The sequence below is a fragment of the Streptomyces sp. NPDC033131 genome (genome assembly GCF_055578365.1).
On sequence record NZ_JBVIPA010000007.1, the window covers coordinates 64,602 to 91,393 of the forward strand.

The 26,792-nt window shown below is 70.2% G+C and carries 29 protein-coding genes; 10 read left to right on the plus strand and 19 right to left on the minus strand.

Features of this window, described 5'->3' with window-relative positions; genetic code table 11:
- Positions 1 to 90 precede the first annotated feature (90 nt).
- The 5 genes from ftsH to dacB form a co-directional block, all read right to left on the minus strand.
- Complete coding sequence (ftsH, locus tag ACZ5XS_RS12120) at positions 91 to 2,130, minus strand: ATP-dependent zinc metalloprotease FtsH (RefSeq protein ID WP_217235000.1); 2,040 nt, start codon at positions 2,128 to 2,130, stop codon at positions 91 to 93.
- Between the two features lie 186 nt (positions 2,131 to 2,316).
- On the minus strand, positions 2,317 to 2,877 hold the full coding sequence (gene hpt, locus ACZ5XS_RS12125; RefSeq protein ID WP_217235056.1) for a hypoxanthine phosphoribosyltransferase: 561 nt from the start codon (positions 2,875 to 2,877) through the stop codon (positions 2,317 to 2,319).
- Positions 2,878 to 2,950: 73 nt separating this feature from the next.
- Positions 2,951 to 4,003 (minus strand): tRNA lysidine(34) synthetase TilS, encoded by a 1,053-nt coding sequence (gene tilS / locus ACZ5XS_RS12130; protein WP_468650302.1) that lies wholly within the window; start codon positions 4,001 to 4,003, stop codon positions 2,951 to 2,953.
- Between the two features lie 191 nt (positions 4,004 to 4,194).
- Positions 4,195 to 5,319 (minus strand): zinc-dependent metalloprotease, encoded by a 1,125-nt coding sequence (locus ACZ5XS_RS12135; RefSeq protein WP_217234998.1) that lies wholly within the window; start codon positions 5,317 to 5,319, stop codon positions 4,195 to 4,197.
- Positions 5,320 to 5,381: 62 nt separating this feature from the next.
- A complete protein-coding gene (gene dacB / locus ACZ5XS_RS12140; RefSeq protein ID WP_468650304.1) occupies positions 5,382 to 6,980 on the minus strand; it encodes a D-alanyl-D-alanine carboxypeptidase/D-alanyl-D-alanine endopeptidase in 1,599 nt (532 codons plus the stop codon).
- Positions 6,981 to 7,059: 79 nt separating this feature from the next.
- On the opposite strand from dacB, the gene ACZ5XS_RS12145 reads away from it, so the two are divergent.
- Positions 7,060 to 7,551 (plus strand): inorganic diphosphatase, encoded by a 492-nt coding sequence (locus ACZ5XS_RS12145; RefSeq protein ID WP_217234996.1) that lies wholly within the window; start codon positions 7,060 to 7,062, stop codon positions 7,549 to 7,551.
- 103 nt (positions 7,552 to 7,654) lie between these two features.
- Positions 7,655 to 9,361: a threonine/serine exporter family protein gene (locus tag ACZ5XS_RS12150; protein ID WP_468650306.1), complete on the plus strand. Its 1,707-nt coding sequence runs from the start codon at positions 7,655 to 7,657 to the stop codon at positions 9,359 to 9,361.
- A 63-nt stretch (positions 9,362 to 9,424) separates the two neighbouring features.
- On the opposite strand, the gene ACZ5XS_RS12155 is transcribed toward ACZ5XS_RS12150, so the two are convergent.
- Entirely contained in the window at positions 9,425 to 10,363 is a 939-nt protein-coding gene (locus ACZ5XS_RS12155) for a DedA family protein (RefSeq protein ID WP_468650308.1), read from the minus strand.
- Positions 10,364 to 10,494: 131 nt separating this feature from the next.
- Here ACZ5XS_RS12155 and ACZ5XS_RS12160 point away from each other — a divergent pair, with 131 nt between their 5' ends.
- The gene (locus tag ACZ5XS_RS12160) at positions 10,495 to 10,860 is read left to right on the plus strand and encodes a YbjQ family protein (protein ID WP_468650310.1); all 366 of its coding nucleotides are present in this window, start codon (positions 10,495 to 10,497) and stop codon (positions 10,858 to 10,860) included.
- An 18-nt stretch (positions 10,861 to 10,878) separates the two neighbouring features.
- Here ACZ5XS_RS12160 and ACZ5XS_RS12165 read toward each other — a convergent pair whose 3' ends face one another.
- Positions 10,879 to 11,640: a MerR family transcriptional regulator gene (locus ACZ5XS_RS12165; protein WP_468650312.1), complete on the minus strand. Its 762-nt coding sequence runs from the start codon at positions 11,638 to 11,640 to the stop codon at positions 10,879 to 10,881.
- 149 nt (positions 11,641 to 11,789) lie between these two features.
- Between ACZ5XS_RS12165 and ACZ5XS_RS12170 the strand changes: the two genes are divergently transcribed.
- On the plus strand, positions 11,790 to 13,073 hold the full coding sequence (locus tag ACZ5XS_RS12170; RefSeq protein WP_468650314.1) for an ion channel protein: 1,284 nt from the start codon (positions 11,790 to 11,792) through the stop codon (positions 13,071 to 13,073).
- Between the two features lie 41 nt (positions 13,074 to 13,114).
- Positions 13,115 to 14,527 carry a glutamate decarboxylase gene (locus tag ACZ5XS_RS12175; protein WP_468650316.1) on the plus strand — a complete coding sequence of 471 codons (1,413 nt, stop codon included), beginning with the start codon at positions 13,115 to 13,117 and terminating at the stop codon, positions 14,525 to 14,527.
- A gap of 74 nt (positions 14,528 to 14,601) precedes the next feature.
- On the opposite strand, the gene ACZ5XS_RS12180 is transcribed toward ACZ5XS_RS12175, so the two are convergent.
- The 7 genes from ACZ5XS_RS12180 to ACZ5XS_RS12210 all read right to left on the minus strand — a co-directional run bounded on the left by ACZ5XS_RS12180 (position 14,602) and on the right by ACZ5XS_RS12210 (position 21,577).
- Entirely contained in the window at positions 14,602 to 15,786 is a 1,185-nt protein-coding gene (locus ACZ5XS_RS12180; protein WP_468650318.1) for a beta propeller repeat protein, read from the minus strand.
- A 188-nt stretch (positions 15,787 to 15,974) separates the two neighbouring features.
- On the minus strand, positions 15,975 to 16,736 hold the full coding sequence (locus ACZ5XS_RS12185) for an ABC transporter permease (protein WP_468650320.1): 762 nt from the start codon (positions 16,734 to 16,736) through the stop codon (positions 15,975 to 15,977).
- Positions 16,733 to 17,701: an ATP-binding cassette domain-containing protein gene (locus tag ACZ5XS_RS12190; protein WP_468650322.1), complete on the minus strand. Its 969-nt coding sequence runs from the start codon at positions 17,699 to 17,701 to the stop codon at positions 16,733 to 16,735. Before ACZ5XS_RS12190 ends, ACZ5XS_RS12185 begins: the two co-directional genes overlap by 4 nt.
- A gap of 74 nt (positions 17,702 to 17,775) precedes the next feature.
- Positions 17,776 to 18,417 (minus strand): PadR family transcriptional regulator, encoded by a 642-nt coding sequence (locus ACZ5XS_RS12195; RefSeq protein WP_468650324.1) that lies wholly within the window; start codon positions 18,415 to 18,417, stop codon positions 17,776 to 17,778.
- Positions 18,418 to 18,443: 26 nt separating this feature from the next.
- Positions 18,444 to 18,992, minus strand: a complete 549-nt coding sequence (locus tag ACZ5XS_RS12200; protein WP_468650326.1) for a DinB family protein — start codon at positions 18,990 to 18,992, stop codon at positions 18,444 to 18,446.
- 142 nt (positions 18,993 to 19,134) lie between these two features.
- On the minus strand, positions 19,135 to 20,595 hold the full coding sequence (locus tag ACZ5XS_RS12205; RefSeq protein WP_468650328.1) for an aldehyde dehydrogenase family protein: 1,461 nt from the start codon (positions 20,593 to 20,595) through the stop codon (positions 19,135 to 19,137).
- 157 nt (positions 20,596 to 20,752) lie between these two features.
- Positions 20,753 to 21,577 (minus strand): helix-turn-helix domain-containing protein, encoded by an 825-nt coding sequence (locus ACZ5XS_RS12210; protein ID WP_468650597.1) that lies wholly within the window; start codon positions 21,575 to 21,577, stop codon positions 20,753 to 20,755.
- Positions 21,578 to 21,942: 365 nt separating this feature from the next.
- On the opposite strand from ACZ5XS_RS12210, the gene ACZ5XS_RS12215 reads away from it, so the two are divergent.
- Entirely contained in the window at positions 21,943 to 22,428 is a 486-nt protein-coding gene (locus ACZ5XS_RS12215; protein WP_468650330.1) for an ATP-binding protein, read from the plus strand.
- A gap of 82 nt (positions 22,429 to 22,510) precedes the next feature.
- Here the strand turns inward: ACZ5XS_RS12215 and ACZ5XS_RS12220 are convergent, their stop codons facing one another.
- The 5 genes from ACZ5XS_RS12220 to rpmG form a co-directional block, all read right to left on the minus strand.
- On the minus strand, positions 22,511 to 22,780 hold the full coding sequence (locus ACZ5XS_RS12220; protein ID WP_217239991.1) for a DUF397 domain-containing protein: 270 nt from the start codon (positions 22,778 to 22,780) through the stop codon (positions 22,511 to 22,513).
- A 318-nt stretch (positions 22,781 to 23,098) separates the two neighbouring features.
- Entirely contained in the window at positions 23,099 to 23,335 is a 237-nt protein-coding gene (gene rpsR / locus ACZ5XS_RS12225) for a 30S ribosomal protein S18 (protein WP_468650332.1), read from the minus strand.
- Positions 23,336 to 23,342: 7 nt separating this feature from the next.
- Positions 23,343 to 24,497: a CobW family GTP-binding protein gene (locus tag ACZ5XS_RS12230; protein ID WP_468650334.1), complete on the minus strand. Its 1,155-nt coding sequence runs from the start codon at positions 24,495 to 24,497 to the stop codon at positions 23,343 to 23,345.
- 10 nt (positions 24,498 to 24,507) lie between these two features.
- Positions 24,508 to 24,756, minus strand: a complete 249-nt coding sequence (locus ACZ5XS_RS12235) for a type B 50S ribosomal protein L31 (protein ID WP_217239989.1) — start codon at positions 24,754 to 24,756, stop codon at positions 24,508 to 24,510.
- A gap of 8 nt (positions 24,757 to 24,764) precedes the next feature.
- Complete coding sequence (gene rpmG / locus ACZ5XS_RS12240; protein ID WP_046260352.1) at positions 24,765 to 24,929, minus strand: 50S ribosomal protein L33; 165 nt, start codon at positions 24,927 to 24,929, stop codon at positions 24,765 to 24,767.
- Between the two features lie 62 nt (positions 24,930 to 24,991).
- Here rpmG and rpmB point away from each other — a divergent pair, with 62 nt between their 5' ends.
- From rpmB to ACZ5XS_RS12260, 4 genes are all read left to right on the plus strand, one after another.
- On the plus strand, positions 24,992 to 25,228 hold the full coding sequence (gene rpmB / locus ACZ5XS_RS12245; protein ID WP_030599719.1) for a 50S ribosomal protein L28: 237 nt from the start codon (positions 24,992 to 24,994) through the stop codon (positions 25,226 to 25,228).
- Entirely contained in the window at positions 25,228 to 25,533 is a 306-nt protein-coding gene (gene rpsN, locus ACZ5XS_RS12250; protein WP_468650336.1) for a 30S ribosomal protein S14, read from the plus strand. The genes rpmB and rpsN overlap by 1 nt, the downstream gene beginning before the upstream one ends.
- Before the next feature lie 84 nt (positions 25,534 to 25,617).
- A complete protein-coding gene (locus tag ACZ5XS_RS12255) occupies positions 25,618 to 26,145 on the plus strand; it encodes a hypothetical protein (RefSeq protein WP_468650338.1) in 528 nt (175 codons plus the stop codon).
- Between the two features lie 97 nt (positions 26,146 to 26,242).
- Positions 26,243 to 26,788: a DUF4232 domain-containing protein gene (locus ACZ5XS_RS12260; RefSeq protein ID WP_468650340.1), complete on the plus strand. Its 546-nt coding sequence runs from the start codon at positions 26,243 to 26,245 to the stop codon at positions 26,786 to 26,788.
- Positions 26,789 to 26,792: the final 4 nt, after the last annotated feature.

Genomic DNA, 26,792 nt, shown 5'->3' on the forward strand with positions numbered 1-26,792 from the left:
AAATGCCGCGCCCCCCAGGCTAGAACCTGGGGGGCGCGGCATCCATTCCGGGCCTGGTGAGGTCACCGGGGGCCCGAGGTGTCCGAGGAGTCAGCTCTCCGGACGCTCCTCGGGTGCGGGCTCGGTCACCGGGGCGGGCTCCGCCGCGGTGGACTTCGCCGTGGAGATCGCCGGCGTGGCGCCGTTGGCACCGTTCGTCAGTGCGAGCTCCCTGGGGGAGAGCACCGGCGGACGGGTGGACGGCGTACGGCGGGAGGAGCCGGTCCAGGCCGGCCGCGGGGGACGCTTGACGATGGGAGCGAAGATCTCGGCGATCTGCTCCTTGTTCAGCGTCTCCTTCTCCAGCAGCTGGAGGACCAGCTGGTCGAGGACGTCGCGGTTCTCGACCAGGATCTCCCAGGCCTCGTTGTGCGCCGTCTCGATCAGCTTCTTGACCTCTTCGTCGACCAGCGCGGCGACCTCTTCCGAGTAGTCACGCGGGTGCGACATCTCCCGGCCCAGGAACGGCTCGGTGTTGTCGCCACCGAACTTGATGGCGCCGAGTCGCTCGGTCATGCCGTACTGCGTGACCATCGCGCGGGCCGTTGCGGTGGCCTTCTCGATGTCGTTCGCAGCGCCGGTGGTCGGGTCGTGGAAGACCAGTTCCTCGGCCGCGCGGCCGCCCAGCATGTAAGCCAGCTGGTCCAGCATCTCGTTGCGCGTGGTCGAGTACTTGTCCTCGTCCGGCAGCACCATCGTGTAGCCCAGAGCACGGCCTCTCGAGAGGATCGTGATCTTGTGGACCGGGTCGGAGTTCGGGGAGGCCGCCGCGACCAGGGCGTGTCCGCCCTCGTGGTACGCGGTGATCTTCTTTTCCTTGTCCGACATGATCCGGGTCCGCTTCTGCGGGCCCGCCACGACGCGGTCGATCGCCTCGTCCAGCGAGTGGTTGTCGATGAGCTTCTTGTCGCTGCGCGCCGTCAGGAGCGCCGCTTCGTTCAGCACGTTCGACAGGTCCGCGCCGGTGAAGCCCGGGGTGCGGCGGGCGACGGCCGACAGGTCGACGTCCGGTGCGACCGGCTTGCCCTTCTGGTGAACCTTGAGGATCTCCAGACGGCCCTGCATGTCCGGACGGTCGACCGCGATCTGGCGGTCGAAACGGCCGGGCCGCAGAAGAGCCGGGTCGAGGATGTCCGGCCGGTTCGTCGCGGCGATGAGAATCACACCGCCCTTGACGTCGAAACCGTCCATCTCGACGAGCAGCTGGTTCAGCGTCTGCTCGCGCTCGTCGTGACCACCGCCGAGGCCGGCGCCGCGATGGCGGCCGACCGCGTCGATCTCGTCGACGAAGACGATCGCCGGAGCGTTCGCCTTGGCCTGCTCGAACAGGTCACGCACTCGGGAGGCACCGACACCGACGAACATCTCGACGAAGTCGGAACCGGAGATCGAGTAGAACGGCACGCCGGCCTCGCCCGCGACAGCACGCGCGAGCAGGGTCTTGCCGGTGCCGGGAGGGCCGTACAGCAGTACGCCCTTGGGGATTTTCGCCCCGACAGCCTGGAACTTCGCCGGTTCCTGCAGGAACTCCTTGATCTCGTGGAGCTCCTCGACGGCCTCGTCCGAGCCTGCGACGTCCGAGAACGTCGTCTTCGGAGTGTCCTTGGTGATGAGCTTCGCCTTGGACTTCCCGAACTGCATGACTCGGGAGCCGCCGCCCTGCATCTGATTCATCAGGAACAGGAAGACGACCACGATGAGGACGAAGGGGAGCAGGGAGAGCAGGATCCCGACGAAGGCGTTCTGCTTCGTCGGCGAGACGGTGTAACCGTCCGGGATCTGCTTGTCCTGGTACTTGGTCTGCAGCGTGCCGGCGATGGTCACGCCCTGGTCGCCGATGTAGCTCGCCTGGATCTTCGAGCTGCCTTCGACCTTTTCGCCGTCCTTGAGCTGGACCTTGATGGTCGACTCGTCGCCGGTGGTCAGCTTGGCCTGTTCGACCTTGTTGTCATTGATCGCCTGGATCACCTGGCCGGTGTCCACCGTCTTGTAGCCACCGGACGAGCCGACGACCTGCATCAACACGACCACGGCAAGGACGGCCAGCACGATCCACATGACCGGCCCACGGAAGTATCGCTTCACGTCCATCCATACGGAGCGAAGACGCCCCGTCCCTCCTGCCATAGTGAGTTTGATAAGACAGTTCTTCTGACGGTACCCCAGCATTGTGGGCCGAAGCCGCACGGGAGGACTGGCGAACCCGTCTGCATGCTCCAACGGCGCGAAACCCGCTGGGGTTCCCGACCGTCTTACGGGGCTTGGGCCGTTTGGACCTCAGCCACCGTAGACGTGGGGCGCGAGCGTACCGACGAACGGGAGATTCCGGTACTTCTCTGCGTAGTCGAGGCCGTAACCGACGACGAACTCGTTCGGGATGTCGAAGCCGACCCACTCGACGTCGATGGCGACCTTGGCGGCCTCGGGCTTGCGCAGCAGGGTGCACACCTTGAGGGATGCGGGCTCGCGCGAGCCGAGGTTCGAGATCAGCCAGGACAGGGTCAGGCCGGAGTCGATGATGTCCTCGACGATGAGGACGTGCTTGCCCTTGATGTCCGTGTCGAGGTCCTTGAGGATCCGCACCACACCGGAGGACTGGGTGCCCGCCCCGTACGAGGACACCGCCATCCAGTCCATGGTGACGGGGGTGGACAGCGCCCGGGCGAGGTCGGCCATGACCATCACCGCGCCCTTGAGGACGCCGACGATCAGCAGGTCCTTGCCCGCGTACTCCGCGTCGATCTTCGCGGCCAGTTCGACCAGCTTCGCGTCGATCTCTTCCTTGGTGATGAGTACCGTCTTGAGATCGGCACCCATGTCGTTCGCGTCCACCCGCATCACTTTCGGTCGTCCCACCAGCCGTTCGGACCGCCCACGAGCCGCGTCAGCGATCCGATGGCGGGTTCCGGATTCAGCCTTGCCGAATCACCAGTCTGCCACCCTGCCGCTGGGCGACGACTTTGCCCGGGAGATTGATGGCCCCCTGGCCGCGCCAACCGGTGATCAGCCGGTCGACTTCCTCGATGTGCCGGGCGAACAGCGAGCCCGCCGGAGCGCCGGCGTCGATGGCGGCGCGGCGCAGGACGCGGCGGCGCACGGCGGGCGGCAGGGCGTAGAGCTTGGCGCACTCCAGGAGACCGGCCGCGTCCTTGACGGAGGCCGCGGCCTGACCGGCCCAGGCGTCCAGGGCGTCGGCGTCGTCGCGGGAGAGCTGGGCCGTACGGGCGAGGGCTTCCACGACGCCTTTGCCGAGCGCCTTCTCCAGGGCGGGCAGACCCTCGTGGCGCAGCCGGGAGCGGGTGTACGCCGGGTCCGCGTTGTGCGGGTCGTCCCAGACCGGCAGCGACTGGACCATGCAGGCCTTGCGGGCGGTCTGCCGGTCGAGCTGGAGGAAGGGGCGGCGGTAACGGCGGGCGGCACCCGGCCCTCCGGAAACCGCGGCCATTCCGGACAGGGAGCGGATGCCCGAACCGCGGGCGAGGCCCAGCAGGACGGTTTCCGCCTGGTCGTCGCGGGTGTGGCCGAGCAGGACGGCGAGGGCGCCATGGCGTTCGGCGGCGGCGTCCAGCGCGGCGTAACGGGCGTCGCGGGCGGCTGCCTCGGGTCCGCCTTCGCGGCCGACGGTCACGGCGGTGGCCTCGACCGGGTCGAGGCCCAGTTCCCGCAGGCGCTGGACGACTTCGTCGGCGCGCAGGCCGGAGCCGGGCTGCAGGCCGTGGTCGACGGTGACGCCGCCGGCGCGGATGCCGAGCTTGGGGGCCTCGAAGGCGAGGGCCGAGGCGAGGGCCATGGAGTCGGCTCCGCCGGAGCACGCCACGAGGACGAGCGGCGACGGCGGGCGCTCGTGCGCGGGGCCGTCCGAGGCGCCGGGCTCCTCGGTCGTACGGCTGTGGTCGGTGAGGATGTCGTGGAGGACGCGGCGGACCGCCAGGCGTATCGCCGCGACCGCAGGATGGGGACCCATGTCCGGTTCCCTTCATGAAATTGTCGGGGGTGAGCCCGAGCTCGGTCACTCAGAGTGTGTAGATGGTGACAGAACCGGGCCGTTCCCCGAGCATTGCACGCCTACCCATCGCTCACGGTCCCTCGGACGGGTGATTGGAGGGGCGTTCGCCTGCCGTCGGCCGGATCCGCTGCACGACCCCGGCGCCCGGTTCACGACTCGGGCTTGCGGTGCACCCGCGCGACCCAGTCCGCCGGTTTGGCGATCTCCGTCTTGGTGGGGAGGGTGTTCGGGGACGTCCACACGCGGTTGAAGCCGTCCATGCCGACCTCGTCGACGACGGCCCGTACGAAGCGTTCGCCGTCCCGGTACTGCCGGAGTTTGGCGTCCAGACCCAGCAGCTTGCGCAGCGCCATGTCCAGTCGGGAGGCCCCCTTGGCGCGACGCTGCTGGAACTTCTCGCGGATCTCGGCGACGCTCGGCACGACGTCCGGACCGACCCCGTCCATCACGAAGTCGGCGTGGCCCTCCAGGAGGGACATCACGGCGGTGAGGCGGCCGAGGATCTCCCGCTGGGCGGGCGTCTGCACGATCTCCACGAGGGACCTGCCGCCCTCATCCTCCTCGCCCTCGGGGCGCCCGCCGGCGAGGGACTGGGCGGCTTCCCGGACGCGTTCCAGGACGGTCATGGGGTCGACCTCGGTCTCCCCCAGGAACGACTGGATTTCACCCTCGAGGTGATCCCGCAACCAGGGCACGGCGGTGAACTGCGTGCGGTGCGTCTCCTCGTGCAGGCACACCCACAGGCGGAAGTCGTGGGGCTGCACGTCGAGTTCGCGCTCCACGTGCACGATGTTCGGGGCGACCAGAAGCAGCCGGCCGCCGCCGTTCTCGCCCGCGGGAAGGTCGCGGGTGGCGGGCGCGAACGTCTCGTACTGCCCGAGGACGCGCGAGGACAGGAACGACAGCAGCATCCCCAGCTCGACGCCCGTCACCTTGCCGCCGACGGCGCCGAGGACCGCCCCGCCGGGGGTGCTGCCGCGCCGCTCCTGCATCTTCTCGAGCAGGGGCTTGAGGAGTTCCCGGAAGCCCGCGACGTTCGCCCGGACCCAGCCGGGACGGTCGACGACGAGGACCGGGGTGTCGTGGGTGTCTTCCGTCCCCAGACGAGTGAAGCCCCGGACGTGTCCCTCCGAGGCCTTGGCATGTCGGCGCAGTTCCGCGACGACGGCCCGGGCCTCGTCACGGCTCACCTCGGGGCCCGGCCGCGCCAGTCGGGTCGCGGTCGCCACCGCGAGATTCCAGTCGACCATCTCGGCACCACCGATGCTCGTCATGCGTCAACCGTACGTGAGCGCCACCACTTGGGGCAGGGCCGCGCGAGGTTGACGGGGCCTGGTTACCTGCAGCCGCACGCCGCCAGGGCCGTCGCCGTCCTGTCCAGCGCCGACTGTGCCGCCGCCGGGTCCGTCGTGTCCGACGCCAGGAAGGCGAAGGCCAGCAGGCGGCCGCTCTGGTCCACCACCGTTCCCGCCAGCGTGTTCACTCCCGTCAGGGTGCCCGTCTTGGCTCGTACGATTCCTGCCGCGCCGTCCGTGTAGCGGCTGGTCAGGGTGCCCGTGAAGCCGGCCACCGGAAGGCCGGTGAGAGCAGGGCGCAGTTCCGGGTGGGCGGGGTCGCCCGCCTTCGCCAGGAGGGACGTCAGCAGGTGTGCGGTGAGCCTGTCGTCGCGGTTGAGGCCACTGCCGTCCTTGAAGCCGGCGCCCGCCACGGGCAGTCCGAGCTTCTTCAACTGGGCGCCGATCGCCCGGCCCGCGCCGCCGAAGTCGGCGCGGGCGCCGGTCGCGACGGCCGTCTGGCGGGCGAGGGCCTCGGCGATGTCGTTGTCGCTGTTGGTGAGCATGCGTTCGACGAGTGCGGAGAGCGGGGGCGAGGAGACGGTCGCGAGGAACTCGGCACGGCCGGTGGCCTTGGAGGGGCCCGGGGCCGTGGTCTTGATGCCGTGCTCCTTGAGGAGGCCGGCGAACGTGCGGGACGCGTCCGCCGCCGGGTCCGGCACGCGCGGCGCGGGCCCGCTCGCGGAGTCGTCCGTGCGCGCCTCGTCGGCCATCAGGGCGCTGACGGGGGCGAGGTTGTCGTTGACGCCGATCGGGTGAAGTTCGGGACCGGCGTACAGGGTCGTGTCGTACGAGAGCGTGACCTCGCTGATGGCGCGCTTCTTCAGGGCGGCGGCCGTGCCGTCGGCGAGGGTGCGCAGGCTCGCCCGGTCCTCGGCGTCCTCGTGCGCGGTGAGGGTGGGGTCTCCCCCGCCGACGAGGACGAGTTCGTTGGTGTCGGGTTCGAGAGCGGTGCGGGTGGTGAGGCGGTGGTCGGCGCCGAGGGCGGAGAGGGCGGCGACCGCGGTGGCGATCTTCGTGGTGGAGGCGGGGGTCAGGGCCTCGTCGGCGCCCGTGCCGTAGAGCCGCCTGCCGGTGGCCACGTCGACGACCGCCGCCGTGCGGCGGGAGCCGAGCGCCGCGTCCTTCAGGAGCGGGCCGAGGACCTCGGCGAGGGCCGGTCCGGTCGGGGCCGCCTTGGCCCTGTTCGTGGCGCCGCCGAGGCCGGCGAGGACGGAGGCGGCGCTGGGCGCCGGCCGGGGCGCGTCTCCCGCCCTGCCGGAGGCCGTGCCGGCCGAGCCATCGTGATCTGCGCCACCCGTGCGCTCCTGGGCAACCGCCCGGTCCCGCTCCGCCGTACGCTGACCGCTGGAGTCCCAAGGACCGGCGGCGGTCACCACTGCGCCGGCCAGCGCCAGTCCGGCGGTGGCGGCGCCCGCGGTGTACTGCCAGGTCTTCGGCCTCGTGATCCGCGCGACCCGCGGCTTCGCGGCCCGCGCGATCCGTGTGATCCGCGGTTTCGCGGCCGCCGTGGCGCGCGCGAGACGCGGTCGTACGGCGTTCGCGACCCGCGTCACACGCGGTCTCGCGGCTCGCCAAGGCCTCAGCTCTGGCACGACCAACAGCCCCTTTCGCGATCACACACCTGCGTGAGGGACACTTAACCACCAGAACTATGTGTTGATCATGGAGGAGTCACCGGTGGAGTTCGACGTCACGATCGAGATCCCGAAGGGTTCGCGGAACAAGTACGAGGTGGACCACGAGACCGGTCGGATCCGCCTGGACCGTCGACTCTTCACCTCGACCGCCTACCCGACCGACTACGGCTTCGTCGAGAACACCCTCGGCGAGGACGGCGACCCGCTGGACGCGCTGGTCATCCTTGACGAGCCCACGTTCCCGGGCTGCCTCATCAAGTGCCGTGCGATCGGCATGTTCCGGATGACGGACGAGGCCGGCGGCGACGACAAGCTGCTGTGCGTCCCGGCGACCGACCCGCGTGTCGAGCACCTGCGCGACATCCACCACGTGTCGGAGTTCGACCGCCTGGAGATCCAGCACTTCTTCGAGGTCTACAAGGACCTCGAGCCCGGCAAGTCGGTCGAAGGCGCCGACTGGGTGGGCCGTACGGACGCCGAGATCGAGATCGAGCGGTCGTACAAGCGCTTCAAGGACCAGGGCGGTCACTGATCCTGCTGTTGCGAGGGGGCCGCACGCATGCGCGTGCGGCCCCCTCGCGTATGTGTGCGCATACTGAGGCTTGCTGAACGTGTCGTACAGGGAGCGCTACGGAGTGAGGGACGCGGAGGACCGCAAGCCGCGGTCGGACGAGGCAAGGAGCCGGTTCACGGCCCCCACCGCGGTCGTCGGGGATTCGGTTGATTCCTCCACGACGTCGGAGTTCGCGATTCCGCAGGGGCTGGCCGTTCCCAGAGGCGTCGGCACGGAGTCCGAGGCCACGTCCGAGTTCGCCGTCCCCAAGGGGCTGGACGTCTCGCAGACGCCGCCGGCGGAGTCCGAGGGGTCGGCGTTCAGCACACCGCGCACCTACAGCGCCAAGGACGCCCCGCCGGCGTTCACCCCGGCGACCGGCATCCCGGTGATCAGCCTCACCAAGAACGCGCCCTGGCAGGACCGGATGCGCACGATGCTCCGGATGCCGGTGGCCGAGCGGCCCGCGCCGGAGCCCTTGCAGAAGGTCGAGGAGGAAGGCCCGGCCGTTCCGCGCGTGCTCGACCTGACGCTGCGTATCGGCGAGCTGCTGCTGGCCGGCGGTGAGGGTGCCGAGGACGTGGAGGCGGCGATGTTCGCCGTCTGCCGGTCCTACGGCCTGGACCGCTGCGAGCCCAACGTCACCTTCACCCTGCTGTCGATCTCGTACCAGCCGTCGCTGGTCGAGGATCCGGTGACCGCGTCCCGGACGGTCCGCCGCCGCGGCACCGACTACACGCGTCTGGCGGCCGTGTTCCGGCTGGTCGACGACCTCAGCGACCCCGACACGGCGATCTCCCTCGAGGAGGCCTACCGGCGGCTCGCCGAGATCCGGCGCAACCGGCACCCGTATCCCGGCTGGGTGCTGACCACCGCGAGCGGGCTGCTGGCGGGTTCGGCCTCCGTGCTCGTCGGCGGTGACTACATCGTCTTCATCGCGGCCGCGCTGGGCGCGATGCTCGGCGACCGGCTGGCGTGGCTGTGCGCGGGACGCGGCCTGCCGGAGTTCTACCAGTTCACCGTCGCCGCGATGCCCCCGGCCGCGATCGGGATCGCGCTGACTCTCGCGCATGTGCACGTGCAGGCGGCCGCGGTCGTCACCGGTGGACTGTTCGCCCTGCTGCCCGGGCGGGCGCTCGTGGCGGGCGTGCAGGACGGTCTGACCGGCTTCTACATCACCGCGTCCGCGCGCCTGCTGGAAGTCATGTACTTCTTCGTCGGCATCGTCGTCGGGGTGCTGATCATGCTCTACGTGGGTGTGCAACTGGGCGCCCACCTCAATGCGGACGCCGGACTGGGCGACTCCGAGCGGCCGCTGTGGCAGATCGGCGCGTCGATGCTGCTGTCGCTGACCTTCGCGGTGCTGCTCCAGCAGGAACGATCCACCGTCCTGGCGGTGACCCTGAACGGTGGTGTCGCGTGGTCGGTGTACGGCGCGATGTACTACGCGGGCGACCTCTCACCGGTGGCCTCCACCGCAGTGGCGGCGGGGCTGGTGGGGCTGTTCGGCCAGATGCTGTCCCGGTACCGGTTCGCGTCCGCGCTGCCCTACACCACGGCGGCGATCGGGCCCCTGCTGCCCGGTTCCGCGACGTACTTCGGGCTGTTGTCGATCGCTCAGAACCAGGTCGACGAGGGGTTGGTGTCGCTGTCGAAGGCGGCCGCCCTGGCGATGGCCATCGCCATCGGGGTCAATCTCGGGTCGGAGATCTCGCGTCTGTTCCTGCGGTTGCCGGGGGCGGGGAGTGCGGCGGGGCGCAGGGCCGCGAAGCGTACGAGGGGGTTCTGACCGACGGCGACCTCAGGTTCGTCGTGGTCGCTCGCGCAGTTCCCCGCGCCCCTTGGCGGTGTTTCAGTAACCCTGGTTGTACGGGTTCTGCTGGTTGTTGTTGCCCTGCTGCGGGCCGTACTGGTCCTGGTTGTAGCCCTGCGGGTACTGCTGGGCGTACGGCTGCTGGGGCTGGGGCTGGGGCTGGGGCTGCTGCTGGGGCTGACCGTAGTGCTGGTCGTAGCCGTACTGCTGCTGGCCCTGCTGACCCTGCTGGTTCTGGTTGCCCTGGTTGCCCTGGTTGCCGTACTGGTCGTCGGTCGGCGGGATGCGGCGGAGTTGGGTCGTCGCGTCGTCCATGGCCGGGGGCTGGTAGGCGGCGGCCGGGGCCTGGGCCGCGGCGCGCTTCTTCTTGCGTTCGCGGAGGTACTCGATGGCGATCGGCACCACGGAGACGACCACGATCAGGACGAGGATCGGCTCGACGTTCTTCTTGATGATGTCGATCTGCCCGAGCCAGTAGCCCGCGAGGGTGACGCCGGTGCCCCACAGCACGCCGCCGATGATGTTGTACGTGAGGAACGTGCGGTACTGCATACGGCCGGCGCCCGCCACGATGGGGGCGAAGGTGCGCACGATCGGCACGAAGCGGGCGAGGACGATCGCCTTCGGGCCGTACTTCTCCATGAACTCGTGGGCCTTCTCCAGGTTCTCCTGCTTGAAGAGCTTGGAGTTGGGGCGGCTGAAGAGCTTGGGGCCGAAGAACTTGCCGATCATGTAGCCCACTTGGTCGCCGATCACCGCGGCGAGCACGATCAGCGTGCAGACCAGCCACAAGGGCTGGGTGATGTAGTTCCCCTCGGCCACGAACAGGCCCGCCGTGAACAGCAGCGAGTCACCCGGCAGGAACGCGAAGAGCCCGGATTCCGCGAAGACGATCAGCAGGATGCCGGGCAGGCTGAAGGTCTCGATCAGATAGTCGGGGCTGAGCCACTCGGGGCCGAGCGCGAGCGTGGTCGTCACGGGTTTGTGGCTCCTGCGTGTGGGGGATGGGCTGGGCTGGCTGCCAAAAGTATCAACGCAGCCGTCGTGGCCCAGGTTCCATGGGCGCCCCCAGGATGCACTGTGGCCCGTCTGGGACAAAGCTGTGGACCATGGGTATCGAAGATTTCGGCGGTGGTCAGGGACCCCGGCCGGACGTGCTCGTGGTGACCACGAACGACGTTCCCGGCCACCGGGTCCAGGAGGTCCTCGGAGAGGTGTTCGGGTTGACCGTGCGGTCCCGGCACCTCGGGAGTCAGATCGGCGCGGGTCTGAAGTCGATGATCGGCGGTGAGCTCAAAGGGCTCACCAAGACGCTGGTGGAGACCCGGAACCAGGCCATGGAGCGGCTGGTGGAACAGGCACGCACGCGCGGGGCCAATGCCGTGCTGATGTTCCGCTTCGACGTGTCGGAGGCCGCGGACGTGGGCACCGAGGTGTGCGCCTACGGAACGGCGGTGGTCCTGGCCCGGGAGTGAAGCTCCCGGGCCGGGGTTTCACGAGGTGTGACGGCTCGCGTTCGCCTTGATCGCGTCCCTCAGGTGTTCGGCGAGGCCCGGGCGCATGGCGTCGTAGAACGCCTTGAAGCGCTCGTCGGAGAAGTACATCTCGCCGAGGCTCTGGTGGGGTTCGTACGGGCACTCGTAGAACCACGTGCTGATGTGCTGCCGGTGTTCCTCGGCCATGTTCATCGCCGCCTCGCCGGTCGGCGGTTCACCGTCGGCCATCAGGGCGGTGTAGCGCTCGCTCCAGTCGTTGACCTCGGCCTGCATGCGCTGCCAGTCGTCCTTGGTGTAGCCGGCGGCACGGCGCTGTGACTCGGCGTACGTCTCCGTGCCGCCCCAGCGCTGTTCCGCCTCCTCGGCGTACTGCTCGGGATCCTTGTCGCCGAAGACCTCGAACTTCTCCTCCGGCGTGAGGTTGATGCCCATCGTGCGTGCCTCCATGGCGTTCTCCACGGCCGCGGCCATCTTCTGCAGCTTCTCGATCCGGGCGGTCAGCAGTTCGTGCTGGCGGCGCAGGTGCGCGCGCGGGTCCGCGGCCGGGTCGTCGAGCAGGGCGGCGACCTCGTCGAGCGGGAAGCCGAGCTCTCGGTAGAACAGGATCTGCTGCAGCCGGTCGAGGTCGGCGTCGCTGTAACGCCGGTGGCCCGCGTGGCTGCGCTCGCTCGGGACGAGCAGGCCGATGTCGTCGTAGTGGTGCAGTGTGCGCACCGTCACTCCGGCGAACCCGGCGACCTGTCCCACGGAATAGCTCACTTCGTCCGCTCCCTTCCCGGTACGCCCTCCACGGTGGGTCCTCACGCGACGTGAGGTGCAAGCCGGATGTCCGGCGAGCGCCCGATGCGACGGCCCCCGGCCGGATCCCTCCGGATGTCGAGTCCGTTTTGCCCCTTTATCGTGAGCCCGTGGCCCAGGACACCGCGCAGCAGGCATCCCCCGCCCCGGCGACCCCGGCGCGCTTACTGCTGCCGTTGGTCCTCCCCGCTCTCGTGGTGGGTGTGGCAGCGAGTCTGATCTTCGTCGGGGTGAGCGCGGCGGCCGGGGAACTCCAGGACGTGCTGTGGCGGAACCTGCCGGACGCGCTGGGGATCGGCCGGTACTCCGTCCTCTGGATGCTCGTCGTGCTCACCGCGACGGGCGTGGCGGTCGGGCTGGTGGTGTGGAAGGTGCCCGGGCACGCCGGACCCGACCCGGCCACCACCGGTCTCGACGCACCCGTCCTCCCGCTCGCCGTACTGCCGGGGCTGGTGCTCGCGACCGGGCTCATGCTCGCGGGCGGGCCGAGTCTCGGTCCCGAGAACCCGATCATCGCCGTGAACGTGGCGCTCACCTTCTGGCTGGGCAGCCGGCTGCTCCCCCGGGTTCCGGGCAGCTTGTGGCCGGCGCTGGCGGAGGCGGCGACGATCGGCGCGCTGTTCGGCACGCCGGTGGCGGCGGCGCTGGTCATCTCCGAGGCGCTGGCCGGGAAGCAGCTGAAGGGGGCGCTGTGGGACAACGTCTTCGCACCGCTGGTCGCCGCCGCGGCCGGCGCTCTGACGATCGACCTGGTGGCCCATCCGTCCTTCGACCTGCATCTGCCCGCCCTGGGGCCGCCCGGCTGGGGCGATCTGCTGGCGGCGCTGGTGGTCGCCTCGGCGGCGGCGCTGCTCGGCATGACCGCCGTGTACGCCTTCCCGTACGTCCACGGCGCCTTCGCCCGGCTCGGGCACCCGATGCTGACCCTTCCGGCCGGCGGGCTGGTGCTGGGCCTGCTGGCGGCGCTGGGCGGCCATCTGACGCTCTTCAAGGGGCTGGACGAGATCGGCGAGCTGGCCCGCGACCCCGAGGGCTGGTCGGCGGGGCAGTTCGCGACGATGACCGTGGTGAAGCTGGCCGCACTGCTCGTCGCCGCGTCCTGCGGCTTCCGGGGCGGGCGGATCTTCCCGGCCGTGTTCGTCGGCACCGCCTTCGGGCTGGGCGCCCATGCCCTGGTGCCCGCCGTCCATCCGGCGCTCGGTGTCGCCGCGGGCGTCCTCGGAATGCTCCTCGCCATCACCCGGCAGGGCTGGATCAGCCTGTTCACGGCCGCCGTGCTGGTGGCCTCCCCCACCATCCTCGCCCTGCTCTGCATCGCCTCCCTGCCGGCCTGGCTCCTGGTGACGGGACGGCCGCAGATGCAGCTGCGCAAGGACGGAACCCCGGTCATCTGACCCCACCGACGAACCCGCTCATCACCTGAGGAGACCCGCCCATGCCACTCCACGAAGGCACCGACAAGCCCGACGAGCGCCCCCTGTCCTTCAACCCCTTCTACGGCGAGGCGAATCCGGTCGGCGGGATGTCCGAGGCCCCGCCCAAGCACCGCCTCCCGGACACTCCCCTGCCGCCCACGACCGCCTATCAGCTCGTGCACGACGAGCTGATGCTGGACGGCAACTCCCGGCTGAACCTCGCCACCTTCGTCACCACCTGGATGGAGCCGCAGGCCGGGGTCCTGATGAGCGAGTGCCGGGACAAGAACATGATCGACAAGGACGAGTACCCGCGCACCGCCGAGCTGGAGCGGCGCTGTGTGGCCATGCTCGCCGACCTGTGGAACGCGCCCGACCCGGCGGCCGCCGTGGGCTGTTCGACGACCGGGTCGAGCGAGGCGTGCATGCTCGCCGGCATGGCGCTCAAGCGGCGCTGGGCGCAGCGGAACGCCGACCGGTACCCGGGCCGCGAGGTCCGCCCGAATCTCGTCATGGGCGTCAACGTCCAGGTCTGCTGGGACAAGTTCTGCACCTTCTGGGAGGTGGAGGCCCGTCAGGTACCCATGCAGGGCGACCGCTTCCACCTCGACCCGCAGGCCGCCGCCGAACTGTGCGACGAGAACACCATCGGTGTCGTGGGCGTCCTCGGCTCCACCTTCGACGGCTCCTACGAGCCGATCGCCGAACTGTGCGCCGCCCTCGACGCCCTGCGGGAACGGACCGGCCTCGACATCCCCGTGCACGTCGACGGGGCGTCCGGCGCGATGGTGGCTCCCTTCCTCGACGAGGACCTGGTGTGGGACTTCCGGCTGCCGAGGGTCGCCTCCATCAACACCTCCGGCCACAAGTACGGGCTCGTCTACCCCGGCGTCGGCTGGGCGCTGTGGCGTGACAAGGAGGCACTGCCCGAGGAACTCGTCTTCCGTGTCAACTACCTGGGCGGCGACATGCCGACCTTCGCCCTCAACTTCTCCCGGCCGGGCGCCCAGGTCGTCGCGCAGTACTACACGTTCCTGCGGCTGGGCCGCGAGGGCTACCGGGCCGTGCAGCAGTCCACCCGGGACGTGGCCCTCAGCATCTCCGAACGTGTGGAGGCGCTCGGTGATTTCCGGCTGCTGACCCGGGGTGACGAGCTGCCGGTGTTCGCCTTCACGACCGCGCCCGGCGTGGACGCGTACGACGTCTTCGACGTGTCCCGGCGGCTGCGCGAGCGGGGCTGGCTGGTGCCGGCGTACACCTTCCCGCCGAACCGGGAGGACCTGTCCGTCCTGCGGGTCGTGTGCCGCAACGGCTTCTCTGCCGACCTCGCCGATCTGTTCGTGGAGGACCTGGGACGGCTGCTGCCCGAACTGCGCGAGCAGTCGGAACCGTTGACCCGGGACAAGGGGGCGGTCACCGGGTTCCATCACTGAGCCGGCTGTGCGGTGTGCTCCCGTATGTTCCCCCATACGTTCCCCCCGTACGTCCCGCCCCGTCGGCTCCCCCCTCAGTTCCCCTCGCCCAGCTCGAAGGACGTCCAGTGGACCCCGTCGGCGGATATGCGGAAGCTCCCGGCGCCGAAGCTGTCGTTCCACAGGTAGCCGAGCGGCGTCCGGGTGACCGAGCCCGCCAGTCCCCGGGAGCCGGATCCCGTGAAGGAACGGCCGCCGTCGACACTGCGCCAGACGCCCGCCTCACCGTGAACCGTCAGGCTGCCGTCGGCGGCGGCGATCGGGATGCCGAGTGACGAGCGCGGTTCGACGCCCTTGTGGTGTTTCCAGACCCGCTCCCAGGTGTGGGCGCCGTCGGTGCTGCGGTACAGGGCGAGCAGGCCGTTCTTCACGTCGTCCTCGTCGGGCGGGATGCCCGGCTGGACCGCGTACAGCGTCGCGGACCGGGCGGCACCGACCACGCGCGCGCCCCAGCCGTGCTCCGCCGTCCCCGGCAGCGGCGAGAGCCGCCAGCTGCGCCCCCGGTCCTCGCTGACGGCGAGGGCGGGCCGGCCGGAGCCGGGGTCACTGCCGGAGGCGAACAGCAACTCCTCGGCGGGCGCGCCCACCAGGCCGCTCCCCGCTTCCGGCACGGACTCCCCCGCCGGCCGCACCGCGCCCTCCAGCGGAGGCTGGGTGGCCAGGGCCTTGTACTCCCCCGTGTCCGGCAGGACGGCGACCAGGCGGGACCGTTCGCAGCCGCTGCCCTCCCGGTCCATCCGCAGGCAGTCCTCGACCAGCGCACCGCCTTCGGGCACGAGAGGAGTCGGCCCGGAGGACTCGCTGGAGCCCCGCCGCCAGCTGCGGCCTGCGTCCCCCGTGAACCAGGTCCCGTCCGGGGGCGGCCAGGTGCCGTCCGTGAGAAGCGCCCGGCCGGGCCCCAGGACGACCAGTCCCGCTGTGATCCCGAGGTCGCCCGTCACGTCCGGCAGCGGGGAACGCCCGAGCCGCCACGCTTGGGCGCCCCGGTCGAGCACGGCGACTCTCTGTCGGCACCGCGTCCTGCCGCACTCCGCGAGCAGCGCGAACCCGCTCCCGTCCGACGCGAAGCCGATGCCGGCCACGAAGCCGGGAAGGTCCGGCGCCGACGGGACACGGGGAGCCCCGGCCTCCGTACTTCCGGGCGTACGCCCGCCCGCCCCCGCGTCCCCGCACGCCGTCGCCAGCACCAGCACCAGCACGCCCGCCACGGCGGCCACCACCGCCCTGCTCCTGCTCCTGCTCCTGCTCCAGCTCCAGCTCCAGCTCCAGCTCCAGCCCATGGGAACCCCCCGATCCACCGGATCCGTCCGGCCGCGATGCACTGTCATTTCTGGTACACCGCTCACCGCGCCCGGGTTCCCACTTCCCCGCGACTTTCCGCGCGACGACTTCGCCGAGCCGCCCCGCCCTACTTGCTCAACGCCCCGAACCTCCGTACCGCCAACGGAAGGAACACCCCCAGCAGCACCAACGGCCACAGCACCGCCGCCCACACATGCCCCGGCTCCCCGCCCGGCCCGCCGAACAGGTCCCGTACCGCCGTCGCCGTCTGGGACATGGGGTTCCACTCGACCAGCGTGCCCAGCCACCCCGGCATGGACTCGGGGGTCGCGATGGCGTTGGAGAGGAAGCCGATCGGCCAGACCAGGATCTGCACGGCCTGCACCAGCTCCGGCTTCCCGGCCACCATCGCCAGGTGGATGCCGATCCACAGCATGGCGAAACGGAACAGCAGGAGCAGCCCGACGGCTCCGAGGAAGCCGGCGACCCCGCCGTGCGTCCGCCAGCCGATGGCGTGGCCGACGCCGATCATCACCGTCAGGCTCAGCACCGACTGGAGCATGTCGGCGACCGAACGGCCCACCAGCACGGCCCCGCTGGCCATCGGCATGGACCGGAAGCGGTCGATCACGCCTTTGTTGAGGTCCTGCGTCACGGCGAGCATCGTGCCCTCCAGGCCGAAGGCCATGGTGAGCGCGAGCATGCCGGGGATCAAGTAGTCGACGTAGCCCCCTTCGACCTCCCGCCCGCCGCCGATGAGGTAGCCGAACATCAGCAACAGCATCACGGGGAAGACCAGGTTGACCACGACCTGAACCGGCTGCCGTGCCCAGTGGGCGAGTTCGCGCCGGGTCATGGTCCAGGAATCGGTCAGCGCGTAGGTGGTCACGCGGCCTCCTTCACTCGTCGGTCACCCACTGGCTCGTCGCCGGTGAGGTGCAGGAACACCTCGTCCAGCGTCGGGCGGCGCAGTGCCACGTCCTCCGCCTCGATCCCGGCCTCCTCCAGCGCGCGTACGACACCGGACAGGGCCGCCATGCGGTCGGTGACCGGGGCGCTGATCAGCCGTCGGTCGGTGTCGACGGACACGCCGGAGCCGGCGAGCGGCAGCAGGGCGACGGCCGCGCCCAGTTGGCCCGCGTCGCGCAGGACCACGTCGATACGGTCGCCCCCGGTCATCGCCTTCAGTTCGTCCGCCGTGCCGTCCGCGATGACCCGGCCCCGGTCGACGACCGAGATGCGGTCGGCGAGCTGGTCGGCCTCCTCCAGGTACTGCGTGGTCAGCAGGACCGTCGTACCGGCACCGGCAAGGGAGCGGACCGCTTCCCACACCTCGGCGCGGCCGCGCGGGTCGAGGCCGGTCGTGGGTTCGTCCAGGAACAGGACCTCCGGTTCGGTGATGAGGGATGCCGCCAGGTCGAGGCGGCGCCGCATGCCGCCGCTGTAGGCACGGACGGGCTTGCGGCCGGTGTCGGCGAGGCCGAAGCGCTCCAGGAGTTCGGCGGCACGCACGCGCGCGTGCCGGGCGCCCAGGTGGTACAGGCGGCTGAACATCTCCAGGTTCTGGCGGCCGGACAACTCCTCGTCGAGGGCCGCGTGCTGACCGAGCAGGCCGATACGGAACCGGACCTCCTGGGGCTGGGTGACGAGGTCGTGCCCCACCACCTCGATGCGGCCCGCGTCGGGCCGCAGCAGGGTGGACAGGATCCTGACCAGGGTCGTCTTGCCCGCGCCGTTCGGACCGAGCACGCCGTGCACCGTGCCTCGCCCGACCAGCAGGTCGAGTCCGTCCAGTGCCTTCTTGTCGCGGTACCTCTTGTGTGCGCCTTCGACGGTGATCGCCGTGTCGGCCACTGGCCCACTCCCTCACTAATCAAACTTGATTACCCGGCGAAGGTAGTGCCCGGAACCGGATTGGTCAAACTTGATTAGCTCGCGTCTCCCGGATGCCGTTCCCCGGTCGCGTACGGGTTCTCCTGGCCCTCCGTCAGGATGCCGACGAAGGGCTCGCCCTCACCGGCGAAGGTGTAGGCGCCGCCCTCGATGCGGGCGATCAGCCCCTGGGTCCACTGGGCCTCCGCGTCGGCCGTGTGGATCCAGAGGTTCATGATCTCGCCGATGTGGCCGAGCTGCTCCGGGCCGTCCTCGGGCACATAGTGCTCGGTGACGGCGGAGCGCCACTCCTCGATGCGCCGGATCCGCTCCTTCAGAAGCGCCACGGCCTCGGCGCGCGGCAGCTCGACCATGAAGCCGATGGCCGCCGACTTGACGTCCATCTTCTGGTCGTACGAGGTCAGCGCCTCGCGCACCAGCCTCAAGCACTCCTCGGTGCCGGCCTCGGTGATCTCGTACTCCGTGCGTGGCGGGCCGCCGGCGGTGGACGGCGCGATCTCGTGCGCGTGCAGCAGCCCTTGCTTCGCCATCTGTTTCAGGGCGTGGTAGATAGAGCCGGGCTTGGCGTTGGACCACTCGTGTGCGCCCCAGTACTCCAGGTCGTTGCGCACCTGGTAGCCGTGGGCCCGGCCGTGCTGGCGCACCGCGCCGAGCACGAGGAGGCGGATCGCTGACATGCGGTCCAGATTAGGCCGCGCCCAGGTCACTCCCAGGAGGCGCCCTGCTCCTTGGCCACCAGGTCCCAGGCACTCGCACCGTCCAGGGACTCGCGGATGATGTCGGCGTGGCCGGCGTGCCGGGCCGTCTCGCGGATCAGGTGCAGGACCAGCCAGCGCACGGAGACCGACTCGTCCGGCGGGAACCAGGGCTCGTTCGGGAGCGGGAAGGTGTCGTCGAGGCTCGGGACCGCGCGGACGTACGCCTCCGTGCCGGCGGCGACCTGCTCCCAGTACGCGAGTTGCGACTCGACGGTCTCGTCACCCGCCAACCGGAAGCACTCGTCCCAGTTCGACTCGTCGCGCTTCACCGCCGGCGCCTCGCCCTTGGCACGGGCCACCCAGCCCTGCTCGACCTCGGCGACGTGCTTGAGCAGGCCGGCCAGGGTCAGTTCGCTGGCACTGGGGCGCGAGGAGGCCTGCTCGTCCGTCAGCCCGAGCAGCGCCCGCCTGATGCCGCCGCGCTGCTCGGCCAGGAAGGAGAGCAGCGCGCCGCGTTCGTCGCCCTGGGCTTCCGCGCGAACGTGAGTGACCATGACCGGCCGCCTTTCGTCGAGATCGGGTCGTGTGGGGGTGTCCCCCTGACACCGACGAAGCTACGGGCCCTTGCGGACACCTACTGTCCGCAAGGGCCCGTCGAAGCCGTCACATCCGAGGCAAGAGCCGGAAGGGGACCGGCTAGAACGGGAACCCGCTGCGCCCGTGCTGCACCGAGATCCACTTCAGCGTGGTGAACGCGTCCGCCGTCGTGTCGCCGTTCAGGCGGCCGATGCCGGAGTGCTTCTCGCCGCCGAAGGGGACGAGCGGCTCGTCGTGGACGGTGCCGTCGTTCACGTGGAACATGCCGGTGTCGATCTGCTTGGCGAAGTTCACACCGCGCTCGATGTCACCGGTGTGGACGGCGCCGCTCAGGCCGTACGGGGTGTCGTTGACGATGCGTACGGCCTCCTCCTCGCCCTCGAAGGGGATGAGGAAGGCGACCGGGCCGAAGACCTCCTGGCGGAGCAGGGCGGAGTCGGCGGGGAGGCCGGTGAGAACGGACGGCTCGACCAGGTTGTCGGTCGTGGTGCCGTGCACGAGCGCCGTGGCGCCCTCGGCGATCGCCTGCTCGACGACGGCCGAAAGAGCGTCCGCCTGGGAGGAGTTGATGACCGGGCCGATGATCGTCTCGGGGTCGCGCGGGTCGCCGACCTTGAGGCTCCTGACCTTGGCGACGAACTTCTCGGTGAACTCCTCGGCGACCGAACGGTCCACGAGGACCCGGTTCGCGGCCATGCAGACCTGGCCCTGGTGGACGTACCGGCTGAACACGGCCGCGTCGACCGCGTAGTCGATGTCGGCGTCGTCGAGGACCACCAGCGCGCTGTTGCCGCCCAGTTCGAGGACCGAGCGCTTGAAATTGGCGGCGCAGACGGTGGCGACGTGGCGGCCGACCTTGTCGGAGCCGGTGAAGGAGATGACCTTCGGGACCGGGTGCTCGATGAAGGCGTCGCCGATCTCCGCGATGTCCGTGATGACGACGTTGAGCAGACCGCCGGGGAGTCCTGCGTCCTCGAAGATCTTCGCGACCAGGGAGCCGCCGACGATCGGCGTGTTCTGGTGCGGCTTGAGGACCACGGCGTTGCCGAGGGCGAGCGCCGGGGCGACCGACTTGAGCGACAGCAGGAACGGGAAGTTGAACGGGCTGATCACACCCACGACGCCGACCGGGACGCGGTAGAGGCGGTTCTCCTTGCCGTCGACCGGCGACGGGAGGATCCGGCCCTCGGGACGCAGTGCCAGGTTGATCGACTCGCGCAGGAACTCCTTGGCGAGGTGCAGTTCGAAGCCGGCCTTCAGCCGGGTGCCGCCGAGCTCGGCGATGATCACCTCGGCGATCTCCTGCTCGCGCTCCTCGATGAGCCGCAGCGCCTTCTCGAAGACCCCGCGACGGGCGTACGGGTTGGTCGCCGCCCATTCCTTCTGGGCACGAGCGGCCGCCTGGTACGCCTCGTCGACCTCGTCGACCGTGGCTATGGTGATCGACGCCAGCTTCTCGTCGTCGAACGGATTGAAGTCGATGATGTCCCAGGAACCGGTGCCCGGGCGCCACTCACCGTCGATGTACTGCTGAGCCAGGTCGGTGAAGTAGGACGACATGTGATCCCCAAATCACTAGCAGACACACGATCAACGTCACGGTCTGATCACACGTCATCGTACGTGCGCCGCAGGCGAGTTGGGGACAGAGAGCAATCTTCTGGGGAGAACTCGGGGAAAGTCGGCGGAGAAGCCCGGGAAAAGCCGCCGCGGAGCCCTAGGAGAGCTGGAGGAGACCTCGCAGAAGATCCCGGCTCTCGTCCGGGCCCGGACTGTCCTGCTGGAGCTCCTTCAGCGCCTTCTCGTACTGGGCGACGTCCTCGTGCTTGTCCAGGTACAGCGCGCTGGTGAGCTGCTCCAGGTACACGACGTCGGACAGGTCGGACTCCGGGAAGGAGAGGATCGTGAACGCGCCACTCTCGCCGGAGTGCCCGCCGAAGCCGAACGGCATTATCTGCAGCCGCACGTTGGGGCGCTCGGAGATCTCGATCAGGTGCTGGAACTGGCCACGCATCACCTCACGGTCGCCGTACGGGCGGCGCAGGGCGGCCTCGTCCAGGACGATGTGGTACTCGGGGGCGGCGTCCTCCAGGAGGTACTTCTGCCGCTCCAGACGCAGCGCCACGCGCCGCTCGACGTCCTCCGCGCTCGCGCCCTTCATGCCGCGCCGGACGACCGCGCGCGCGTACTCCTCGGTCTGCAGCAGGCCGTGCACGAACTGGACTTCGTACGCGCGGATGAGGGACGCCGCGCCCTCCAGGCCGACGTAGGTGGGGAACCAGCTCGGCAGCACGTCCGAGTAACTGTGCCACCAGCCCGCGACGTTGGCCTCCTTGGCGAGGGAGAGCAGCGAGTTGCGTTCCGCCTCGTCCGTGATGCCGTACAGCGTCAGCAGGTCCTCCACGTCCCGTGTCTTGAAGCTCACCCGGCCCAGCTCCATCCGGCTGATCTTCGACTCGGAGGCGCGGATCGAGTACCCCGCCGCCTCACGCGTGATCCCGCGTGCCTCACGCAGTCGCCTGAGTTGCGAGCCGAGCAGCATCCGCCGCACCACCGATCCGGGCTCTCCCGCGCTCACGTTCGTCAGCCTCCCCAACCGTCTTCAGGGGCCGAAGTCTGCCACTAAAACACTTCGAGCAGTACTCGTCCGATTACAGAGATGGAAAGAAGTCACTTCATCCGCACAGGAGATGGACAGGTTCTGGGAAGGAGTCGGCAAGAAGACGGGGAGAAGATGGCGGAAAAATTGGCCAACAAGCGGTACGGGAGGGTCCAATTCGGTCACCTGCACGTGCATCTGCCCTTGCATCTGCTGTACGCATCCGAAACCATGGTCTCGCGCAACCGCTGCATCGCAACGACCGCGAACTCCCGGGAGTGCCTCGCATGGGGATGAATGGATCGACCATGCTCGAGCCGTTACGGCAGGGCCTTCCGCCGCTGGACCCCGCGGCCGTGTCCAGCGCCGCCTCCTGCGCTCTGCCCGCTCGTTACGAAGCGGTGCGCGAGGCACGGAAGTTCACTCGCAGAACGCTGGACGGGTGGGAGCTGGGCGAGCGTTTCGACGATGTCTGTCTGGTCGTCTCCGAACTGGTGACCAACGCGCTGCGGCACGCGCTGCCGGCCAACACCCCGCGCGTACCGGAGCAGAGTCCGCCCGTGCGGCTGCACCTCATGCGGTGGACCGAGCGACTGGTGTGCGCGGTGCGCGACCCCAGCCAGGACAGTCCCATAGCCCGCGAGACCGACGACTTCTCGGCGGAGTCGGGCCGCGGACTGTTCCTCGTCGACTCCTTCAGCGACAGCTGGGGCTGGCACCCGCTGGCGGGCACGCTCGGCGGCAAGGTGGTCTGGGCGCTGTTCCGGCTGCCCCAGTCGCCGCCTCACGAGTGACGCACCACGGCGTTTTCTGACGCCGGGTGTCTACGCGCGTTACGGGGTGCAACCAAGACATTACGGTCCGGCGCGGCCCGCTTCAGCTCGCTATCAGGTGGTCGAACTCGCCGTCCTTGATGCCTAGCAGCATCGCCTCGATCTCGGCGCGCGTGTAGACGAGCGCCGGGCCTTCGGGGAAGCGGGAGTTGCGTACGGCCACCTCGCCCCCGGGGAGGCGGGCGAACTCCACGCAGGAGCCCTGCGAGTTGCTGTGCCGGCTCTTCTGCCAGGCCACGCCGTCCAGTCGGGGGGCCGGCATGCCGTTGTACACGCCGGACGCGTCTTCAACGTCGTACACGTCGTGGTCCACAGGTCGCTCCCCGGTGGTGCACTGGCTGGTGAGGCCATTGATGCAGTGGTCAACTTGACCCGGATCATAGCCCTGTTCATGTGCAGACGCATGGGCGGATGCATCTGCAGATGCACGTGCACGCGGGGTGTTCCTGCGATTACAGCTCTGTGGACGTTCCCCCGATGCCGCGTGCGCCGATGCCTGCCTCGGACCGTGCGCCGAGGCTTGCCTTAGGAAGAGACGCATCGCGCGGCATTCGTGTTCCATCGGCCGGGCGTTGGCCGGAATGGGCCGTCGCCCGGCCGCGGCTCGCACAGCGGTGCCGGGAAGCAGCCGTCAGCGGCTGGAGTACGGCAGGAGTGCCATCTCCCGCGCGTTCTTGATCGCGCGGGCCAGCCGTCGCTGCTGCTGGGCGGTGACGCGGGTGACCCTGCGGCTGCGGATCTTGCCGCGGTCGGAGAGGAACTTCCGCAGCAGATCGGTGTCCTTGTAGTCGATGTACGTGATGTCGGCCTGGTCGAGTGGATTCGGCCGGTTCTTGGCGGGCTTGCGCTCGGTCCTGCGGGGCGGCATGGCGGGGTCAGACCTCCAGGAAGGTGTCGAAGGCGGGTGGCAGGCGCTTCCAGGCGTCGCGCCCGGCGGCGTACTCGGCGTCGGTCAGCAGGCAGGATTCCAGCAGCGCCTCGAGTCCGTGGCGGTCGAGGCCCGGGGACGTGAAGACGAGGTGCTGGCAGCAGTCGCCGTGCTCGGGGTGCCAGTCCAGCGCGGCGGCGGCGCGGCGCACCGGCGGGACCATCTCCCAGGCCGCGTCCGGCAGGGACGCGAGCCAGGGGCCCGCGCTCTCCACGCACAGCGCCCCGCCGGCCGCGTCCCAGTGCAGCAGCGAGTCCGGCCGGTCGGCGAGCCAGAACCGGCCGCGACTGCGGGCGGCGGCGCAGGTGATGTCCTCCAGGGCGTCGTACAGCCGCTCCGGATGGAAGGGACGGCGCCGGTGCCAGACGAGGGTGGCGACACCGTGCGCGTCGGCCTCGGCCGGGAGCAGGGCGCACGCGGGGTGCTGGGCGGCCGCGGCGGCCTCCACGTCGAACCCGGCCAGCGCGGCGCGGGCGAGCTCCCCGTGAGCGCCCGCCCGGTCGCCGTGGCCGAGCACGACCTGACGCGCCGTCGGATGGAGCTGGGCCAGCAGCTCCCGGTCCTCGTCGTCGGCCTCCGCCGAGTCGGCGAGGGCGAGGACGGGGGCGTATTCCAGCTGCCGGGCGAACGTGTCGGCGACCGTCCGCTGGTCGGTGGCCGCGGCGGCGAGGCCACGCTCGGCCAGGTCGTCGCCATTGGCGAGGTACGGCAGGACGAGCGCCGGGTCGACGGCGGTGATCACGCCGGTGACGGTGAGCCCGCCGGACGCGACCACCTCGGCCATGGCCTTGGGCTCGACGGAGTCCCACAGCTCGACGACCGCGAGGCGCGTCAGGCCTGCCTCCGCGAGCCGGCGCAGCTCCGGCACCAGGTCTTCCCGGAGCGCACAGCACGCGCAGTCGTTGACGAGCGGCGCCTCGCCGGCGGACAGGATGCCGCTGGTGTCGCGGATGGTCCGTACGACCGTGCCGGCCGCCGCGGTGGCCAGGTCGTGGTGGAGTACGACGCTGCCGGGCACGTCGGCGAGCAGCTGCTCGACGGCCGCCTTGCGGGCGTCGGTGTGCAGCCCGCCGATGATCACGACGGGGAGCGCAGAGGGCACAGGCACCTTGCTAACCCTGCTTTCCGTACCGGCGTTCGAAGCGCTCGACGCGTCCGGCGGTGTCCAGGACGCGGGCGGTGCCCGTGTAGAAGGGGTGGCTGACGTTCGAGATCTCGACGTCGACGACCGGGTAGGTGTTGCCGTCCTCCCACTCGACCGTCTTCTCGCTGGTCATCGTCGAGCGGGTGAGGAAGGCGTACTTCGCGGCCCGGTCGCGGAAGACGACGGGGCCGTACTGGGGGTGGATTCCGTTGCGCATGGCGGTGGTCAGCGCTCCTCTCGGAAGTCGACGTGGCGGCGGGCGACCGGGTCGTACTTGCGCAGGGTCATGCGGTCCGGGTCGTTGCGGCGGTTCTTGCGGGTCACGTAGGTGAAACCGGTCCCGGCGGTGGACCGGAGCTTGATGACCGGGCGGAGTTCGTTGCGAGCCATGCTGGTATCTTACTGAAAATGAATTCCATTTACATCTCGACTTCGAGAGAGGTGCATCACCCGTGTCCGCCCACTGCATGCTGACCGGCGCCCAGCCCGGCTTCGGCAACCGCATCTCCCACTCCCACCGGCGCACCTCGCGGCGCTTCGACCCGAACATCCAGTCCAAGCGCTACTGGCTGCCGAGCGAAGGCCGGCACGTCCGGCTGCGGCTGAGCACCAAGGGGATCAAGACCGTCGACACGATCGGCGTCGAAGCGGCCGTGGCCCGGATCCGGGCACGAGGAGTGAGGGTCTGATGGCGAAGAAGAGCAAGATCGCGAGGAACGACCGGCGGCAGGAGATCGTCGCGCGGTACGCCGCTCGCCGGGCCGAGCTGAAGGAGATCATCCGGCGGCCGTCCTCGACGGAGGCGGAACGGCTCGACGCGCAGCGGGAGTTGCGCCGGCAGCCGCGGGACGCCAGCGCCACGCGGGTCCGCAACCGCGACCAGGTCGACGGGCGCCCCCGCGGCTACTACCGCGCCTTCGGGCTGTCCCGGGTGGGTCTGCGTCAGCAGGCGCACGCCGGGTACCTGCCGGGCGTTCGCAAGTCCTCCTGGTAGGTCCGGTTACGCCCTGGTAGCTTGCTGCGGTCCGTCCGGCCGTCCCGGCCGGCGGGGCGACCGGCCACAGCTTGGGAGCTTCCAGTGACTTCTGCGACCTTCTCGCGTACGACGGCGCGGCGGCGGGTGCGGAGCGCGGCGGCGGCCGCGGCCCTGGCCGGAGTCCTCATGCTGACCGCATGCAGCGGTGACGGCGGCTCCGACGAGGACACCTCCGCCGGCCCCGGCACGTCCGCGAGCGCGAGCGCGGACACCGGCGGCACGAGCGGTGGCAGCGAAGGCGCCACGGCCACGTCCGACGGCCTGGAGGGCAGCTGGCTCGCCACCACCGACGGCGACGCCGTGGCCCTGATCGTCACCGGCGCCAAGGCCGGGCTCTTCGCCACCGGGGGTGTCGTTTGCAGCGGCACCGCCGACAAGGAGTCGGGCGCGGAAACGATCCGCCTCACGTGCTCGGACGGCAGCAAGGACCGGGCCGAGGGGACGGTGGACTCCGTCGGTGAGTCGACGCTTGAGGTGACCTGGAAGAGCGGTCTCGGCAAGGAGACGTACACCAGGTCGGAGGGCGGACAGCTGCCGAGCGGCCTGCCGACGGCGAGCCTGGGGTCCTGACCGCCGCCGTCCGGAGGGGCGGGCAACCGTGCCACGGTTCTCATGCGTGATGATCCATGCACCGGACCATCGGCATCACACTCCCCAGAGGACCCTCATGCGCACCGCCCCCGCCCTCGCCGCCACCGCCCTCGCCGCCGCCCTCCTCCTCACCGCCTGCAGCGACGACGGCGGCAGCGGCAGCGGCAGCGACGACGACACGAAGACCACCCAGGGCAAAACCGCCTGCACGATCGACGAAGTGGCCGTCGAGGTCGGGCCCGCCAACGCCGCCCCCGCCGCCGGGGACACCGGCAGCGTTCCCGTCACGATCACCAACAGCGGCGCCGAGTGCACCCTCGACGGCCTCCCCGCCGTCGACCTCTCCGCGGGTGACACCTCGACGAAGGTCCCCGCGGACCCGGCCGCCGACGCCTCCCAGAAGCTGACCCTCGCGAAGGACCAGGCCCTGTCCTTCACCATCACCTACGTCCGGGCCGGGTCGGGCGGGGCGAAGAGCCTGGCCGCGAAGACCGGGAAGTTCAGCCTGCCCGGGACCACGGCCACGCACGGCTTCCCCTGGTCGTACGGGGATGTCGCGTTCAAGAGCGACGGGGGCGAGCTCGACGCCTCGGTGAGCGGGTTCCAGCAGGTCGGCGACTGACCAG